The organism is Skermanella stibiiresistens SB22, assembly GCF_000576635.1.
In the GTDB taxonomy this organism is placed as follows: Bacteria; Pseudomonadota; Alphaproteobacteria; order Azospirillales; family Azospirillaceae; genus Skermanella; species Skermanella stibiiresistens.
In genome coordinates, this window is the sequence record NZ_AVFL01000002.1 from 133,808 (window position 1) to 149,575 (window position 15,768).

General features: G+C 64.6%; 14 protein-coding genes. 11 read left to right on the forward strand and 3 right to left on the reverse strand.

Features of this window, described 5'->3' with window-relative positions:
• Positions 1-338 precede the first annotated feature (338 nt).
• The 6 genes from N825_RS03260 to N825_RS03285 all read left to right on the forward strand — a co-directional run bounded on the left by N825_RS03260 (position 339) and on the right by N825_RS03285 (position 6,027).
• Positions 339-1,256: an ABC transporter permease subunit gene (locus N825_RS03260; protein ID WP_037446959.1), complete on the forward strand. Its 918-nt coding sequence runs from the start codon at positions 339-341 to the stop codon at positions 1,254-1,256.
• A 4-nt stretch (positions 1,257-1,260) separates the two neighbouring features.
• The gene (gene livM, locus N825_RS03265; RefSeq protein WP_037446963.1) at positions 1,261-2,748 is read left to right on the forward strand and encodes a high-affinity branched-chain amino acid ABC transporter permease LivM; all 1,488 of its coding nucleotides are present in this window, start codon (positions 1,261-1,263) and stop codon (positions 2,746-2,748) included.
• Positions 2,745-3,617: an ABC transporter ATP-binding protein gene (locus N825_RS03270; RefSeq protein ID WP_037446965.1), complete on the forward strand. Its 873-nt coding sequence runs from the start codon at positions 2,745-2,747 to the stop codon at positions 3,615-3,617. Before livM ends, N825_RS03270 begins: the two co-directional genes overlap by 4 nt.
• Before the next feature lie 50 nt (positions 3,618-3,667).
• Entirely contained in the window at positions 3,668-4,378 is a 711-nt protein-coding gene (locus N825_RS03275) for an ABC transporter ATP-binding protein (RefSeq protein ID WP_037447685.1), read from the forward strand.
• Positions 4,379-4,387: 9 nt separating this feature from the next.
• On the forward strand, positions 4,388-4,741 hold the full coding sequence (locus tag N825_RS03280; protein WP_037447688.1) for a DUF6867 family protein: 354 nt from the start codon (positions 4,388-4,390) through the stop codon (positions 4,739-4,741).
• Positions 4,742-4,905: 164 nt separating this feature from the next.
• A complete protein-coding gene (locus N825_RS03285; protein WP_037446968.1) occupies positions 4,906-6,027 on the forward strand; it encodes a branched-chain amino acid ABC transporter substrate-binding protein in 1,122 nt (373 codons plus the stop codon).
• Between the two features lie 68 nt (positions 6,028-6,095).
• Here the strand turns inward: N825_RS03285 and N825_RS03290 are convergent, their stop codons facing one another.
• Positions 6,096-6,395, reverse strand: coding sequence for a hypothetical protein (locus tag N825_RS03290; RefSeq protein ID WP_157618951.1), 300 nt, complete (start codon positions 6,393-6,395; stop codon positions 6,096-6,098).
• 214 nt (positions 6,396-6,609) lie between these two features.
• Here N825_RS03290 and N825_RS03295 point away from each other — a divergent pair, with 214 nt between their 5' ends.
• Entirely contained in the window at positions 6,610-6,825 is a 216-nt protein-coding gene (locus N825_RS03295) for a hypothetical protein (protein WP_037446971.1), read from the forward strand.
• Positions 6,826-6,857: 32 nt separating this feature from the next.
• Here N825_RS03295 and N825_RS03300 read toward each other — a convergent pair whose 3' ends face one another.
• Positions 6,858-8,456, reverse strand: a complete 1,599-nt coding sequence (locus N825_RS03300) for a SulP family inorganic anion transporter (RefSeq protein ID WP_037446974.1) — start codon at positions 8,454-8,456, stop codon at positions 6,858-6,860.
• Positions 8,457-8,514: 58 nt separating this feature from the next.
• On the reverse strand, positions 8,515-9,231 hold the full coding sequence (locus N825_RS03305; protein WP_084164267.1) for a carbonic anhydrase: 717 nt from the start codon (positions 9,229-9,231) through the stop codon (positions 8,515-8,517).
• A 526-nt stretch (positions 9,232-9,757) separates the two neighbouring features.
• On the opposite strand from N825_RS03305, the gene gor reads away from it, so the two are divergent.
• The 4 genes from gor (at position 9,758) to N825_RS03325 (ending at position 15,682) form a co-directional block, all read left to right on the forward strand.
• Positions 9,758-11,137: a glutathione-disulfide reductase gene (gor, locus tag N825_RS03310; RefSeq protein WP_037447697.1), complete on the forward strand. Its 1,380-nt coding sequence runs from the start codon at positions 9,758-9,760 to the stop codon at positions 11,135-11,137.
• A gap of 160 nt (positions 11,138-11,297) precedes the next feature.
• Positions 11,298-12,686 carry a class II 3-deoxy-7-phosphoheptulonate synthase gene (locus N825_RS03315; protein ID WP_037446977.1) on the forward strand — a complete coding sequence of 463 codons (1,389 nt, stop codon included), beginning with the start codon at positions 11,298-11,300 and terminating at the stop codon, positions 12,684-12,686.
• Positions 12,687-12,808: 122 nt separating this feature from the next.
• Complete coding sequence (locus N825_RS03320; RefSeq protein ID WP_037446980.1) at positions 12,809-13,963, forward strand: nicotinate phosphoribosyltransferase; 1,155 nt, start codon at positions 12,809-12,811, stop codon at positions 13,961-13,963.
• A 123-nt stretch (positions 13,964-14,086) separates the two neighbouring features.
• A complete protein-coding gene (locus N825_RS03325) occupies positions 14,087-15,682 on the forward strand; it encodes a methyl-accepting chemotaxis protein (protein WP_198038163.1) in 1,596 nt (531 codons plus the stop codon).
• Positions 15,683-15,768 lie beyond the last annotated feature (86 nt).

Genomic DNA, 15,768 nt, shown 5'->3' on the forward strand with positions numbered 1-15,768 from the left:
GTTTCTTGTGCCGCCATTGCCCATGGCTGACGCAAGGCCGCCAGCGTCTCGGTAACTCCGCTTTTACACGCTTGCCCGGCCCGGATGCGTAAGATAACGTCCGTTCAAGAAAAAGGCCGATGGAGGCGCGCGGGGGTGTCACAGCCGCGGTCGAAACCGTCGAGCCGAAGTACCGAATCGGGAGATTTCCGACTGTTTGCAATTCCGTCGGCGCCACGCGGGTCCGTCACGCCAGCCATTCGGGCTGATCGCGATAGACCGATCCATTGGCCGACCCCCTCCAAGGGTTGGATCGCGTGCCGGCTGTTTGGCGCAATCGACGTCTGGGTAGCGAGGACATGGAATACTTCGTTCAACAATTGATCAACGGGCTGACGCTCGGCGCCATCTACGGCCTGATCGCGATCGGCTACACGATGGTCTATGGCATCATCGGCATGATCAATTTCGCCCATGGCGAGATTTACATGATCGGTGCCTTCATCGCCGTCATCAGCTTCATCGTCCTGGGCGCCGCCGGCATCACCTGGGTGCCGGTCATGCTGATGCTGGTGCTGATCATCTCCATGGTGTTCACCAGCATCTACGGCTGGACGATCGAGCGCCTGGCCTACCGGCCGCTGCGCGGCTCGTTCCGGCTGGCGCCGCTGATCTCGGCCATCGGCATGTCGATCTTCCTGCAGAACTACGTCCAGCTGGTCCAGGGAGCGCGGGTCAAGCCGATGCCGCCGGTGATCCAGGGCGGCTTCGTCATCATGGAGCGGGCCGACGGTTTCGTGGTCAGCCTCAGCTACCTGCAGATCCTGATCATCGTCCTGACCACCGTCCTGATGGTGGGATTCACCGGCCTGATCACGCGAACCGAGCTTGGCCGGGCGCAGCGCGCCTGCGAGCAGGACAAGACGATGGCCGGCTTGCTGGGCGTCAACGTCGACCGCACGATCTCGCTGACCTTCGTGCTGGGTGCCGCGCTGGCGGCGGTCGCCGGCGTGATGGTGACGATGTATTACGGCGTCATCGACTTCTTCATCGGCTTCCTGGCGGGGGTCAAGGCCTTCACCGCGGCGGTGCTGGGTGGCATCGGCTCGCTGCCCGGAGCCATGTTGGGAGGTTTGCTGATCGGCCTGATCGAGGCGTTCTGGTCGGCCTATTTCTCGATCGAGTACAAGGACGTGGCGACCTTCGCCATCCTGGTCCTGGTGCTGATCTTCCGTCCCACGGGCCTGCTCGGCAAACCCGAAATCGAGAAGGTGTGATCCGATGACGGCAATCGCCTCACACGCAAACGCCCGTCCCGGGCTCAATGTCGGCGCCATGCTGAAGGAGGCCGGGCTGACCGCGCTGGTGGCGTTGGCGTTGACCTTTCCGCTGGTCGGCCTGCGCACCGTCGATGTCGGGTCCCGCCTGACCATCACGACGCGGTTCGACGAGGTGCTGATCAGCGTCCTGCTGGTCTTCGTCGGCCGGATCGGGCTGATCCTGACCCGCGAGGGCCATGCCCTGCCGGTCCTGGTCGTCAGCTTGGTCGTGGCGGTGGCCGCGTGGTTCGCGCCGCTCCCCAGCGAGATCCTGCGCGTGATCACCATCGCCGGCGCCGCCGTGCTGGCGATCCGCGCGGTGATCGCCGTGCGGCGCGACCGCAGCACGCTGTCCCAGCAGGAGCGCGACCGCGCCATGGACCGGCTGGGCGCCCGGGTCCAGGACGCGGCGATGTGGATCGGCCCGATCGCGGTGGTGTTCGCGATCGCGCTGCCGTTCATGCCCTTCGCCAGCCGGTCGGTCGTGGATATCGGCATCCTGATCCTGACCTACATCATGTTGGGCTGGGGCTTGAACATCGTGGTCGGCTTGGCCGGCCTGCTCGACCTCGGCTATGTCGCGTTCTACGCGGTCGGAGCCTATTCCTACGCGCTACTGGCCCATTACTTCGGTTTCAGCTTCTGGCTCTGCCTGCCGCTGGCGGGCCTGCTGGCGGCGTTCTCGGGGCTGGTCCTGGGCTTTCCGGTCCTGCGCCTGCGCGGCGACTACTTCGCGATCGTGACGCTGGGATTCGGCGAGATCATCCGTGTCGTGCTGCTCAACTGGGCCGTCTTCACCGGCGGGCCGAATGGCATCTCCGGCATCCCGCGTCCCAGCTTCTTCGGGATCGCCGATTTCGACCGCCGCCCGCCGGAGGGCGAGATCGCCTTCCACCAGCTGTTCGGCATCGCGTTCGATCCGATGCACCGGATCATCTTCCTGTACTACCTGATCCTGGTGCTGGCGTTGCTGGTCAACTTCTTCACCATGAGGATCCGCAAGCTGCCGCTCGGCCGCGCCTGGGAGGCGTTGCGCGAGGACGACATCGCCTGCACCTCGCTGGGCATCAACCGGACCAACATCAAGCTGGCGGCCTTCACCATCGCGGCGATGTTCGGCGGCTTCGCCGGATCGTTCTTCGCGACCCGGCAGGGCTTCATCAGTCCGGAGAGCTTCACCTTCATCGAGTCGGCGATCATCCTGGCGATCGTCGTGCTGGGCGGCATGGGCAGCCAGATCGGCGTCGTCGTGGCGGCCCTGATCGTGATCGGCCTGCCCGAGGCGTTCCGCGAACTGGCCGAGTACCGCATGCTCACCTTCGGCATGGGCATGGTCCTGATCATGGTCTGGCGGCCCCGCGGCCTGTTGGCCCACCGCGACCCCACCATCCTGCTGCACCCCAGGCGCAGCGCCAGACAGCAGCAAGCCGATTCGGAGGCGGGGGCATGACGGCGGTACCCGGAATCCCATTGCTCGAGGTCGAGCACCTGACCATGCGGTTCGGCGGCCTGGTCGCCGTCAACGACGTGTCGTTCACCGCGATGGAACGCCAGATCACCGCGATCATCGGCCCGAATGGCGCCGGCAAGACGACCATGTTCAACTGCCTGACCGGCTTCTACTCGCCGACCGTCGGGCGGCTGACGCTGCACCGGACCGGCGGGCCGTTCCTGCTGGAGCGGCTGGAGGCGTTCCGCATCTCGCAGCAGGCCGGCGTCGCCCGAACCTTCCAGAACATCCGGCTGTTCGCCCACATGAGCGTGCTGGAGAACCTGGTGGTGGCCCAGCACAACAAGCTGATGAAGGCGTCGGCCTTCACCGTCGCCGGGTTGCTGGGCCTGCCGAGCTACCGCAAGGCGGAGAAGCAGGCGGTCGAGCTGGCGCGCTATTGGCTGGACAAGGTCAAGCTGACCAAGTTCGCCGACTGGGAAGCCGGCAACTTGCCGTATGGCGCGCAGCGTCGGCTGGAGATCGCCCGGGCCATGTGCACCGAGCCGGTGCTGCTGTGCCTGGACGAGCCGGCGGCGGGTCTCAACCCGCGCGAGTCGGGTGACCTGAGCGAGTTGCTGATCCACATCCGCGAGGAGGAAAAGATCGGCGTGCTCCTGATCGAACACGACATGAGCGTGGTCATGAGCATCTCGGACCATGTCGTCGTGCTGGACTACGGCCGCAAGATCTCGGACGGCACGCCCGCCTTCGTCAAGACCGACCCAACCGTCATCCGAGCCTATCTCGGCGAGGAGGAGGACGAGGAGCTGCCGCCCGAAGTCAAACAGGACCTGCCCGAGGTCGCCGAGCGGGAGGAGGCACCATGACCGCCGTCAAGACCGGAACGACCGCGAACACCGGATCCACCGGGGAACCGATGTTGCGGATCGAGGGCGTCCACACCTTCTACGGCTCGATCGAGGCACTCAAGGGCGTCGATATGCAAGTCCAGGCCGGCGAGATCGTGACCTTGATCGGCGCCAACGGCGCCGGCAAGTCGACCCTGCTGATGACCATCTGCGGCAACCCGCGGGCGAAGTTCGGCAGGGTGGTGTTCGAGGGCGAGGACATCACCCAGGTCCCGACCTTCGAGATCGTCCGACGCGGCATCGCCCAGTCGCCGGAGGGACGGCGCATCTTCGGCCGCATGACCGTGCTGGAGAACCTCCAGATGGGCTCGATCACCGCCCAGCCCGGCAGCTTCGACCGCGAGCTGGAACGGGTCTACACCCTTTTCCCGCGCCTCAAGGAGCGGCAGGCCCAGCGCGGCGGCACCCTGTCGGGCGGCGAGCAGCAGATGCTGGCGATCGGCCGCGCGCTGATGAGCCAGCCGCGCCTGCTGCTGCTGGACGAGCCATCGCTTGGGTTGGCGCCGCTGATCGTCAAGCAGATCTTCAAGGTGATCGAGGACATCAACCGGGAGCAGGGCATGACCGTCTTCCTGGTCGAGCAGAACGCCTTCCACGCGCTCAAGCTGGCGCATCGCGGCTATGTCATGGTCAATGGCAACATCACCCTCCAGGGAACCGGCCGCGAATTGCTGGCCAACGAGGAGGTGCGGACCGCCTATCTGGAAGGCGGGCATTAGGAGGCCATGATGGAACAGCTTCTCGGGGTTTCCCTTCCCGTCTTCATCGGCCTGACGGTCGTGCTGATGGGCGGTGCCGCCTTCATGACGGGTCAGGGCATGGCGTCCAAGTGGCGGCCGATGCGGACCGCGTTCCTGTACACGGCGCTGCTTGGGCTGGGCGACCGGTTCCTGATCTACGCCCTGTTCGGCGGCCAATTGATCAGCGTCACCGGCTACGTGATCCACACCGCCGTCCTGACGCTGATCTGCCTGGCGGCTTACCGCATGACCCAGGCCCGCAAGATGGTCAAGCAATACCCCTGGCTCTACGAGCGCGCCGGTCTGTTCGGCTGGCGTGAGCGAAGCCCGGCCGCCGGATAAATGCGGACGATGCCGGTTTCTGTCGCACTCCGCGACGGGTCGGATATAATGAAAATACAACGGGGGATACCGCCCGCTGGTGCCTTGGCGCCGACGGGCGGAAACCGGTTAAGCCTTCGCGCAAGGCAGTGACGACCAGCTCATGAACAGGGAGCAGTATGGTTATGAAGTTTAGAAAAGCGCTTCTCGCGGCGACGGCCGCGTTCACCCTCGCCTCGACCGCCGCGTTCAGCGCCGCCCAGGCCGATGTCACGATCGCCGTGGCCGGGCCGATGACCGGCCAATACGCCGCGTTCGGTGAGCAGATGAACAAGGGAGCGCAGATGGCGGTCGCTGATCTGAACGCCTCCGGCGGCATCCTGGGCGAGAAGATCAAGCTGGAGGTGGGCGACGACGCCTGCGATCCGAAGCAGGCCGTGGCGGTCGCCAACCAGCTCGCCGGCGCCGGCGCCGTGTTCGTGGCAGGCCATTTCTGCTCCAGCTCCTCCATCCCGGCCAGTCAGGTCTACACGGAAGAGGGGATGCTCCAGATCTCCCCGGCTTCGACCAATCCGAAGCTGACGGACGAGGCCAAGGGCAACAACGTCTTCCGCGTCTGCGGACGCGATGACCAGCAAGGCAAGGTCGCGGGCGAGTACATCGCCAATGTCTACAAGGGCAAGAACGTCGCGATCGTCCATGACAAGAGCGCCTACGGCAAGGGTCTGGCCGACGAGACGCAGAAGTCGCTGAACGCGGCGGGCCTCAAGGAGAAGCTGTACGAGGCTTACACCGCCGGCGAGCGTGACTACTCGGCGCTGGTCAGCAAGCTGAAGCAGTCGGCGATCGACGTGCTGTATGTCGGCGGCTATCACACCGAGGCCGGCCTGATCGCCCGCCAGCTCAAGGATCAGGGCATGACCGTCCAGATCATCTCGGGCGACGCGCTGGTCACCGAGGAGTACTGGACCATCACCGGTCCCGCCGGCCAAGGCACCTTGATGACCTTCGGCCCCGATCCGCGCAACAAGCCGATGGCCAAGGCCGTGGTGGAGAAGTTCCGGGCGCAGGGCTACGAGCCGGAAGGCTACACCCTCTACACCTACGCGGCGATGCAGATCTTCAAACAGGCCGCCGAGAAAGCCGGCTCGACCGATCTGGACAAGGTCGCGGCGGTTCTCCGCAGCACCGAGTTCGACACGGTGATCGGCAAGATCGCGTTCGACCAGAAGGGCGACGTGACGACCCCGGCCTATGTGTTCTACAAGTGGAACGAAGGCAAATACGCGGAAGTCACGACCAACTAATATTGGTCAGCCGCACGACGAAAAGCCCGGCACACCGTGCCGGGCTTTTTTGTTGGGTTGGTCGAGGATCAGTGGGACGCTTGCCTTGACTGTTCCACCGCTCCCAGGCGCGGTTGCAACACCTCCCGCGACGCGATGCCGGATTGCTGCTCGCACACCCGCATGACTTCCCGCCAGAACGCCGCGGCGCGCAGATTGTTCGCGGCGATCAGTTCGACCAGCTTGACCTTGGCGAGACGCGCCGCGTCATCACCCAGTTCTTCGACCAAGCGAGTCGCCACCAGTAAAATGTCGAGATCGGTTTTCATGACCATGTAACAGACGTGATCAGGCATCTGTTCCTCTTGGAACGAAAGCTCTTCAGACATACGACATTCGGTATCAGCCGATCGTGTGAGCAAGTGCGGTATACGGCTTTGGGTAAGGCAAGGATCATGGGAGCTCGCGCTGTTGCGTTTCCGTCACAAAACTCAAACGCGCGCTGTGACGCGCGCGGAAACTCTCGCATGGGTACCGGCTGTGGTTTAATCATCACCCACCCGCCGGCTTGGTTGAACTGATCGAAGGTCCTGGAGAATGCCAATGCGGCGAAGGAAACGCGAAATCGCTGAAGGGCAGCGTTACCGCAAGCTCGGCCCCGGCAACAATGTTTGGGAAATCGTGGCGATCCGAAAGGATGTCATGGGGGCCATCCACGCGCAGATGAAACGGGCGGACGACCCCAAAACCCTCAAGACGCTGTCGGTCGCGGCATTGCTGGATCCGGAGCAGTTCGAGCGCATCGGCGAGGACCCCTGAGGGGCCAAGCCCTGACCGGAAAACCCTGGCGCCTAGGGCGTCTTGGCGCCGGCCAGAGCCGTCGCGTCATCCGACTGGATCGCCGCGAAGACCTCGCGGAGTGGGACCAACTCGTTGCCCAGCACGTGGATGCGCTCGTCCGGCACCCCGGCATGGCGCAGGGCGGCGGTCTCCTCCGCGGTCGCGACCCAGACGTCGAGGCCGTCATTCCGGGTGACGATCTCGCCGACCATCGACAGGCCGGTGGCGTCCACCGCCGAGACCCGCGACATGTCGAGCGCCTGGACCGATTTCGTATCGTTGAGCAGCGCCTCCTCGATCTGTGGGCGAAGCCGCGGGCTGGTCAGGAATGTGACATGGCTCCCCGGATCGGCGACGTTGACACCCCGGCGCTCGCGGATCGCGACGCTACCCTGGGTCAGCATGCGGCGGAGCACCAGGACGAGGGTGAGCACCAATCCCAGCGGAACCGAGACGGTCAGGTCCACGGCCACCGTCAACGCCGCGGTCAGCAAGGCCAGCCGTCCTTCGGCGGCGCCGATCCTGTGGATGCGCTTGATCTCGTGGATCTCGATCAGGCGCATCGCCGTCAGGAACAGGACCGCCGCGAGGGCGGCCATCGGCAGCCGGGCGACCAAGGGAGCGAGCACCGCCACGAACAGTCCCAGGAAGATGGCGTGCGTGAAGGCCGAGGTCTGGTTGGTGGCACCGCTCATGACGTTGGTGCTACCGCGGACGATCACACCGGAGACCGGCAGGCCGCCCAGGAAGGGCACGGCGACATTCGCGAGACCCAGGCCGAACAGCTCGCGATTAGGGTCGTGCGTCGAGTTGGTCAGCGAGTCCAGCGCCTTGGCCGCGAGCAGGGATTCGACCGCGATCAGCAGCCCAAGGGTGAGTGCGGCGAGCAGGACGGCGTTGGGGTTGGCTAGGATCGTGCCGAAGAAGTCGGTGGAGAAGCCCAATCCGTCGAGCGACATGGAATAGGATCCGCCGACCGTCGAGACCGACAGCCCCTGCGCCGCGATCAGTTCGGCGGCGCCAAGGCCGACCACCAGCGCCATCAGCGGGGCGGGTACCCATTTGGCGAAACGCGTGCGCGCCCACAGCAAAGCCGCGGCGAGGCTCAGGCCGACGATGGCGATCTCCTGGAACCTGACCAGGTGGATATCCGCCAGGGCATTGCCCAACTTGGCGAGCGCGTCGTCACCCTCGGCCGCGACGCCCAGCGCCACGGGGATCTGGCCGATCAGGATCAGCAAGCCGATGCCGGTGGTGAAGCCCACGATGATCGGGTGCGGCATGAACTCCATCAGCCGGCCCAGCTTTAGCGCGCCGATCGCGATCACGATCAGGCCGGCGCAGAATGTGGCGGCGAGGAGCACGGGAAAGCCGTGGCTCGCGATGATGCCGGCGATCACCGTGATGAAGGCGGCGGCGGGACCGGATACCTGAAAGCGCGAGCTGCCGAACAGGGCGGCGATGGCGCCGCCCACGACGCCCGCCACGAGGCCCGCCATGGGGCTTGCGCCGGACGCGATGGCGAACGCGATGCAGAGTGGCAAGGCCACGACCGCGACGATCAATCCGGCGAGGATGTTGTTGAGTCCAATCCGCGGCAGGTGGCTCATACTGGTGGGTCTCCCAGGTCTGGATTGGTGTGCGATGATTGGGGGATGGCGCGCGTGGCTACCAGCTCAGGGACGTGAACGACTGGAGCGTGCGGCCCAGCAGCTTTGGCGGGTCATCAGCTTTGACCGGCTTGAACACCAGGTTCTCGCTGTCGAATTCCTCGACCACGCCGTTCTCGATGCCATAATGCCAGCCGTGGATTTCCAGGCTTCCATCCTCGACGCGCCGAGCGACTTCCGGGTAGGTCATCAGGTTCTTGAGTTGGTGAACCACCATCGCGCGCTCGAACGCGCCTTCGAGTTGATGCTTGTGGGCATCGTCGAGCAGGGCGGTTTCCAGATCGAATTCCTCACCCTCCAGCGACGACAGGAGGAGTTCGCGCACACCCCGGCCCTGTTCGATCCAACTCACCGTCTGGGTCAATTCGTCGGGAGCCTTGCCGGTCAACAGGGCGTTGCAGGCGCCACATTTCGAGTGGCCGCAGACGATGATCCTTTTGACGCCAAGCACATGCAGCGAGTACTCGATCGCCGACCCCGTGGAATCGCAGTTGCTGCCATACGCCGGAACCATGTTTCCGACATTCCGGAGTTCGAACAAGTCACCAGGCTTGGCCGAGGTTATAGCGCTGGGGATGACGCGGCTGTCTGCGCAGGCGATGAACAGCGTTTCAGGCTTTTGCCCCTCACTCGCCAGGGTTCGGTAGGCATGCCGATGGCGGCGATAGAAGCCTTTTTGAAAACGTGAGATTCCAGTGCCGAGAGGGGATGTCATGGGCTCTCCTGTGGTGTGGGTTTCTGTTGCCCGAGATGGCAGGTGATTTAAAATCACGCTTATTTAAAAATAAATCTGGTAACGGATATTTGCCGTGATGCGTCCATTGAAGATAAATTTAGTGAAAGATCCTAATCGTCACATTTTCACCATGAGCGAGGATTAAAGCGTCATAGGGTTCGTATCCTCTCGTGGAACCGGCGAGATGGTTGGTTTGATGAACGGATGCGTTTGATTTATTGGAATTAGGTTTCGAGCTTCAGCAATCTTGATATTGCGGCGCAGCATGTCAACCCTTCGGTTGTGAAAAAATTGTGATCCGCTGTCCTGGTATATGCTAGATCCGAAATAGGTCACATCTCGCGATGAATTGTGCCAAACCACAATCGTATTCCGGTCGCCTGCGACTTTGGCGCATGGGAGACGCGTGCGGTAATCCAAATCGGTGGGGGTTCCACCACGAGCCTTTCGGCGCCATCTGCGATAAGTTGATAATCGCTTGGGTTCGCATTGAGGGATGAAGACGATGGCGTCATATGATTTCGACCTGTTCACCATCGGTGCCGGTTCGGGTGGTGTCGCCGCCAGCCGCCGCGCGGCGGCGTATGGTGCGCGCGTCGCCATCTGTGAGGGCAGCAAGGTCGGCGGCACTTGCGTCATCCGGGGCTGCGTGCCCAAGAAGCTGCTGTCCTATGGTGGCCAGTTCCGCGACGCGTTCGAGGACGCGGTCGGCTATGGGTGGGCCAGCGAAGTCCCTGATTTCGACTGGTCCAAGCTGCTGGCCGCCAAGGACCGCGAGATCGACCGGCTGAACCAGATCTATATCGGCATGCTGGACAAGGCCGGCGTGACCCTGATCGAGGGATTCGGCCGCCTGATCGATCGCAACACCGTCGAGGTCGCCGGGCGGCGGTACACGGCCAAGACCATCCTGATCGCCACCGGCGGGCATCCGATCGGTCCCAGCCTGCCGGGGTTCGAGCACGCCATCAGCTCGAACGAGGCGCTCGACCTGACCGCGTTGCCATCGCGCATGGTGATCATCGGCGGCGGCTATATCGCGGTCGAGTTCGCGAGCATCTTCAACGCGCTCGGTGTCGAGATCATGATGATGATCCGAAGCGGCGACCTGTTGAACGGCTTCGACGACGATATCCGGCAGGCGCTCGCCACCGAGATGCGGAAGCGCGGAATCACCATCCGCTCCGGGGTCAAGCTCGACCGCCTGGAGAAGCATGATGATGGCTACCGCGTCGTCACCGCCGCGGGCGAGGCGATCGACACCGAACTGGTGTTCGCCGCCACCGGCCGGGTGCCCAACACGCGTGGCCTTGGACTGGAGAACGCCGGGGTCGAATTGGACTCCAAGGGCGGCATCGCCGTCGATAGTTGGTCGCGCACCAATGTCGATAACATCTACGCGGTCGGTGACGTGACCAACAAGGTGGCGTTGACGCCGGTCGCCATCGCCGAAGGCCGCGCCTTCGTCGAGACCTTCTTCAACGACAACCCGATGGAGGTCGATTACTCCAACATCCCAACCGCCGTGTTCAGCAATCCGCCGATTGGCACGGTCGGGCTGACGGAAGGGCAGGCGCGGGAGATCTGCGGCGAGATCGACGTCTACAAGAGCGGCTTCCGGCCCATGAAGAACACGTTGAGCGGCCGTGACGAGCGGACCGTGATGAAGCTGGTGGTCGACCGCAAGAGCGACAGGGTGATGGGTGCCCACATGATCGGCCCCGACGCGCCCGAGATCGTCCAGGGCCTCGCCATCGCCATGAATTGCGGTGCCACCAAGGCGCAGTTCGACCGGACCATCGGCCTGCATCCGTCGGCGGCGGAGGAGTTCGTGACCATGCGGGAGAAGGTTCCCGATCCCGCGACGCGGCAGGCGGCCGAATGATCCAGCCGTGACCGGGGGGAATGGCTGCCCTCCGGCGGGGTGACACGGAATGTTTAAGTCTGGAAAATAAGCGGCGAAGGAAGTATAGCCAGTTTCCTTGGATTGTTGATAAGCGACCGGGCCATGGTGAGCGGACCCGGTCCATGTGGAGGATGGTGCCATGGCCGAACGCTGGACCCCGAACACCTGGCGCTCGAAGCCCGTCAAGCAGATGCCCATCTACGCCGATCAGGCGAAGTTGCGGGCGGCCGAGCAGCGTCTCGCCAGTTATCCGCCGCTGGTGTTCGCCGGCGAGGCGCGGCGCTTGAAGTCGTCCTTGGCCGATGTCGCGGCCGGCAACGGTTTTCTGCTCCAAGGCGGCGATTGCGCCGAAAGCTTCGCCGAGTTCCATCCGAACAACATCCGCGACACCTTCCGTGTCCTCCTCCAGATGGCGGTGGTGTTGACCTTCGGCGGCTCCACGCCGGTGGTCAAGGTCGGCCGCATGGCTGGCCAGTTCGCCAAGCCGCGCTCGACGGACACCGAGACGATCGACGGCGTCGAGCTGCCGAGCTACCGCGGCGACATCATCAACGGTTTCGACTTCGATCCGGCTTCGCGTGAGCCGGATCCCGACCGCATGGTCCAGTCGTACAACCAGTCTGCCGCCACGCTCAACCTGCTGCGCGCCTTCTCGCAAGGCGGTTACGCCGACCTGCATCAGGTCCACCGCTGGAACCTGGGCTTCGTCGAGCGCAGCCCGGCGGGCGAGCGGTACCGCGACCTCGCGGACCGGCTGGACGAGACGCTGAACTTCATGGCGGCTTGCGGCATCACCGCGGCGACCACGCCCCAGCTGCGCGAGACCGATTTCTTCACCAGCCACGAGGCGCTGCTGCTCCCCTACGAGGAGGCGCTGACCCGCGTCGACAGCACGACGGGCGACTGGTACGACGTGTCGGCCCACATGCTGTGGATCGGCGACCGCACCCGTCAGCCCGACCACGCCCATGTCGAGTTCCTGCGTGGCGTCAAGAACCCGATCGGCCTCAAATGCGGCCCGACCAGCGACCCGGACGAGTTGATCCGCCTGATCGACATGTTGAACCCGGCCAACGAGCCAGGCCGACTGACCCTGATCGCGCGGATGGGCTACGAGAAGGTCCAGGACAAGCTTCCAGCCTTGATCCGCAAGGTTCAGCGCGAGGGCAGGGTGGTGGTTTGGGCCTGCGACCCGATGCACGGCAACACGATCAAGTCGTCGACCGGCTACAAGACCCGGCCGTTCGACCGGATCCTGTCGGAGGTCAAGGACTTCTTCTCGGTCCATCAGGCGGAAGGCACCCATCCCGGCGGCGTCCACTTCGAGCTGACCGGCCAGGACGTCACGGAATGCACCGGTGGCGCCCAGGCGATCACCGACCATGCGCTGGCGAAGCGGTATCATACCCATTGCGATCCGCGGCTCAACGCCAGCCAAGCCCTTGAACTGGCGTTCTTGATCGCCGAAGGTTTGAAGCGCAGCCGTCAGCAGTCGGACCGGGATCGCCGGATCGCCGCGGCCGAGTGAGCTGAGAGCACCTAGCCCGGAGCGGGTTCGTCCCGCTCCGGATTGACCAAGAGCGCCAAGCCTTGGGCCAAATAAACCCTGGGGCGGGAAATCCCTCGGGCCAGAAATCGGTGGGCCATATATTGGATAGTCGAGACAACGACGCCACACCCGCGGACCTCAACCCGTCCGTCTCAGACATCGCACGGTGGACCGACACCTACTTCCTGCGGACCAAGGCCACTGTTGGCCGGTTCGGCGACAAGCGGGTGACCTACGCCATCTTCATGCGCCGGCCGGTCGTCTCGGCGCCGCGGCAGGCGGTGGATTGGCTGAACGGTGTCGCCCGCGAACGGGGCTTCGAGGTCGAGATCGACCTGCTCCACACCGAGGGGCGCTGGGTCGGCGCTGGCGAGCCGATCCTCTACATCACCGGCCCGCTCTACCATCTGGTCGATCTTGAAACCCTGCTGCTGATGAAGCTGGGGCCCGCCTGCGTCGGCGCGTACAACGCCTTCACCATGTGCGCCGATCTCCCCAAGGTCGCCTTCCTGGCGATGGACGCGCGCCATTGCGCCGGCACCGAGATGGCCGAGATCATGGCCTACGCCGCCAGCGTCGGGTCGGCGCGGGCCAAGCGCAAGGTCGGCGCGATCGGCTTCATCGGCAACGCGACCGACGCCACGGCCCACTACTTCGGCCGGACGGCGGGCTTGGGCACCATGCCGCACGCCCTGATCGGCTATGCCGGCTCGACGGTACGGGCGGCCGAGATGTTCCACGAGACGTTTCCCGACCAGGACCTCACCGTGCTGGTCGACTATTTCGGCCGGGAGGTCACCGACGCTCTGGAGGTTTGCCGCCGCCTGCCGCATCTGGCCGCCGCCGGACGCTTGAGCATGCGGATCGACACGCCCGGCGGCCGCTTCATCGAAGGGCTGGATCCGCCCGGATCCTACGCCGTGCTCGAACGCCACGTGCCTTCCGCGATTCGGGGCTATCGGGACGAAACCCAGCTCCGCTACCTGATCGGCACCGGTGTCTCGGCGGCCGCGATCTTCCACCTGCGCGACGCTTTGGACGCCGCCGGTTTCGACAAGGTCAAGATCGTCGCCAGCAGCGGGTTCAGTCCGGCCAAGTGCCGAATCATGGCGGAAGCGCAAGCTCCCATCGACGTGATTGGCACCGGTAGCTATCTGCCCGAACGGTGGACCGAGACTTACGCCACCGCCGATATCATCGAGTATGACGGCGAGAAGCGGGTCAAGGTCGGCCGCGAATTCCTGTTCCGCAAGTAGCGTCCTCCCGTATGGGGTCACGACGAAGGTTGTAAGACTTTAGTAATAATACCGGGCCTTTAATTCCCCAAATTCTGTGGGGGTGAGGTACGGATGTCGAACGATTTGGATCGCGAAGTACGTTTGGACTTTCTTGGAATCGATGACGGTACCCGGTCGGCCTTGAAGGATTTCGCGCCCGTTCTCGAAGCGACGATACCCAAGGTCCTGGATCGGTTCTACAGCCATCTCGCCGGCAATGCCGAAACCAGCAAGATGCTGGCTGGAGTGCCGATCGACCGGCTGAAGGAGGCGCAACGCCGCCACTGGACCAGCTTGTTCGACGGCACCTTCACCGAAGCGCATCTGGAGCGCACCGTCGCGATCGGCAATACCCACCAGCGCATCGGCCTCGAGCCGCGGTGGTACATCGGCGGCTACGCCATCGCCATGACCGACCTGATGGAGGCCGCGGTCACGCGGTACCGGTGGCATCCGAAGCGGTTGAGCAAGATCCTGCGGGCGATCGTCCAAGCGGTCTCCCTCGACATGGACCTGGCCATCTCGTGTTACATCTCCAGCGGTGATCAAAGCCGGCAGAACGAGCTGTGGCAACTCGCCGACACGCTGGAGAGGGAGGTACACACCGTCGTGGCGCAAGTGGCGGAGCGGGGTGGCCACGTCTCTGACATGGCGGTCCAGACCTCCGCCGCGATCGACAGGGTCGCCGGCAACGCGACGGCGGTCGCCTCCGCCGCCGAGCAGGCCACCGCCAGCTTCGAGACCGTCGCCGCGGCGGGTGAGGAGCTTTCCGCCTCCGTGTCGGAGATCAGCCGGCAGGTCAACGAATCCCGCCTCGTCACCCGCAAGGCCGTGGACGAGGCGGGCGCCGCCAACCTTTCGGTCCAGGGACTGGCCGCCGCAGCGGGTGAGATCGGCCAGATCGTCCGGGTCATCAACGAGATCGCCGGTCAGACCAACCTGCTGGCGCTGAACGCCACGATCGAGGCGGCCCGAGCTGGCGAGGCCGGCAAGGGTTTCGCGGTCGTCGCCAACGAGGTCAAGGCGCTGGCGTCCCAAACGGCGCGGGCGACGGAGCAGATCTCCGCCCAGATCGCCCGTATCCAGGCGGAGACCGAAAAGGCCGTCGCCGGTATCCAGAGCATCGTCGGCGTGATCCACGATGTCGAGTCGATCTCCGCCGGCATCGCGTCGGCGATCGAGGAGCAGACGGCATCGACCGGCGAGATCAGCCGCAGCGTGCTCGAGGCCGCCGCCGGCACCCGGCAGGTCGCCGCCAGCATCACCGTGGTGGCCCACGACACGGGCGAAGCCTCGGAACTGATGCATGAGGTCCGGTCGGAAACCAGTACGATGACGGTCGACGTCGGCAACCTCCAGGACGAGATCGACCGGCTGATGAGTTCGATGCGGACCCACGAGGTGTTCGACCGTCGCCAGCACCAGCGCCACGCAGTCAAGATGGCCGTCACCGTGTCGGTCGGCGGAGTCCAGCGCCGGGTCGACGTGATCAACGTTTCCGCCGGCGGTATCGGGATTTCGGGACCGATCCCGGATACGGCCCGCGGGCTCGTCGAGGTTTCGCTGCCCGGTGTCGACACTCCGTTGCGCGGCCAAGTCCTGCCGACCGAGGATGGCGTCACCCACGTCAAGTTCGAGCGGCAGCTGACGGCGGGTGAACTATCGGGCATGGTGCGCCTGGCGGGTGCCGCCGCGTAAAGCCGCTCCTCCACGGCTGGCCGTGACGCCTTGCCCCTTTGCCGGGCCGGGGCGTCTTGCTAACGTGCCGCATCGTTTCCCCTGGA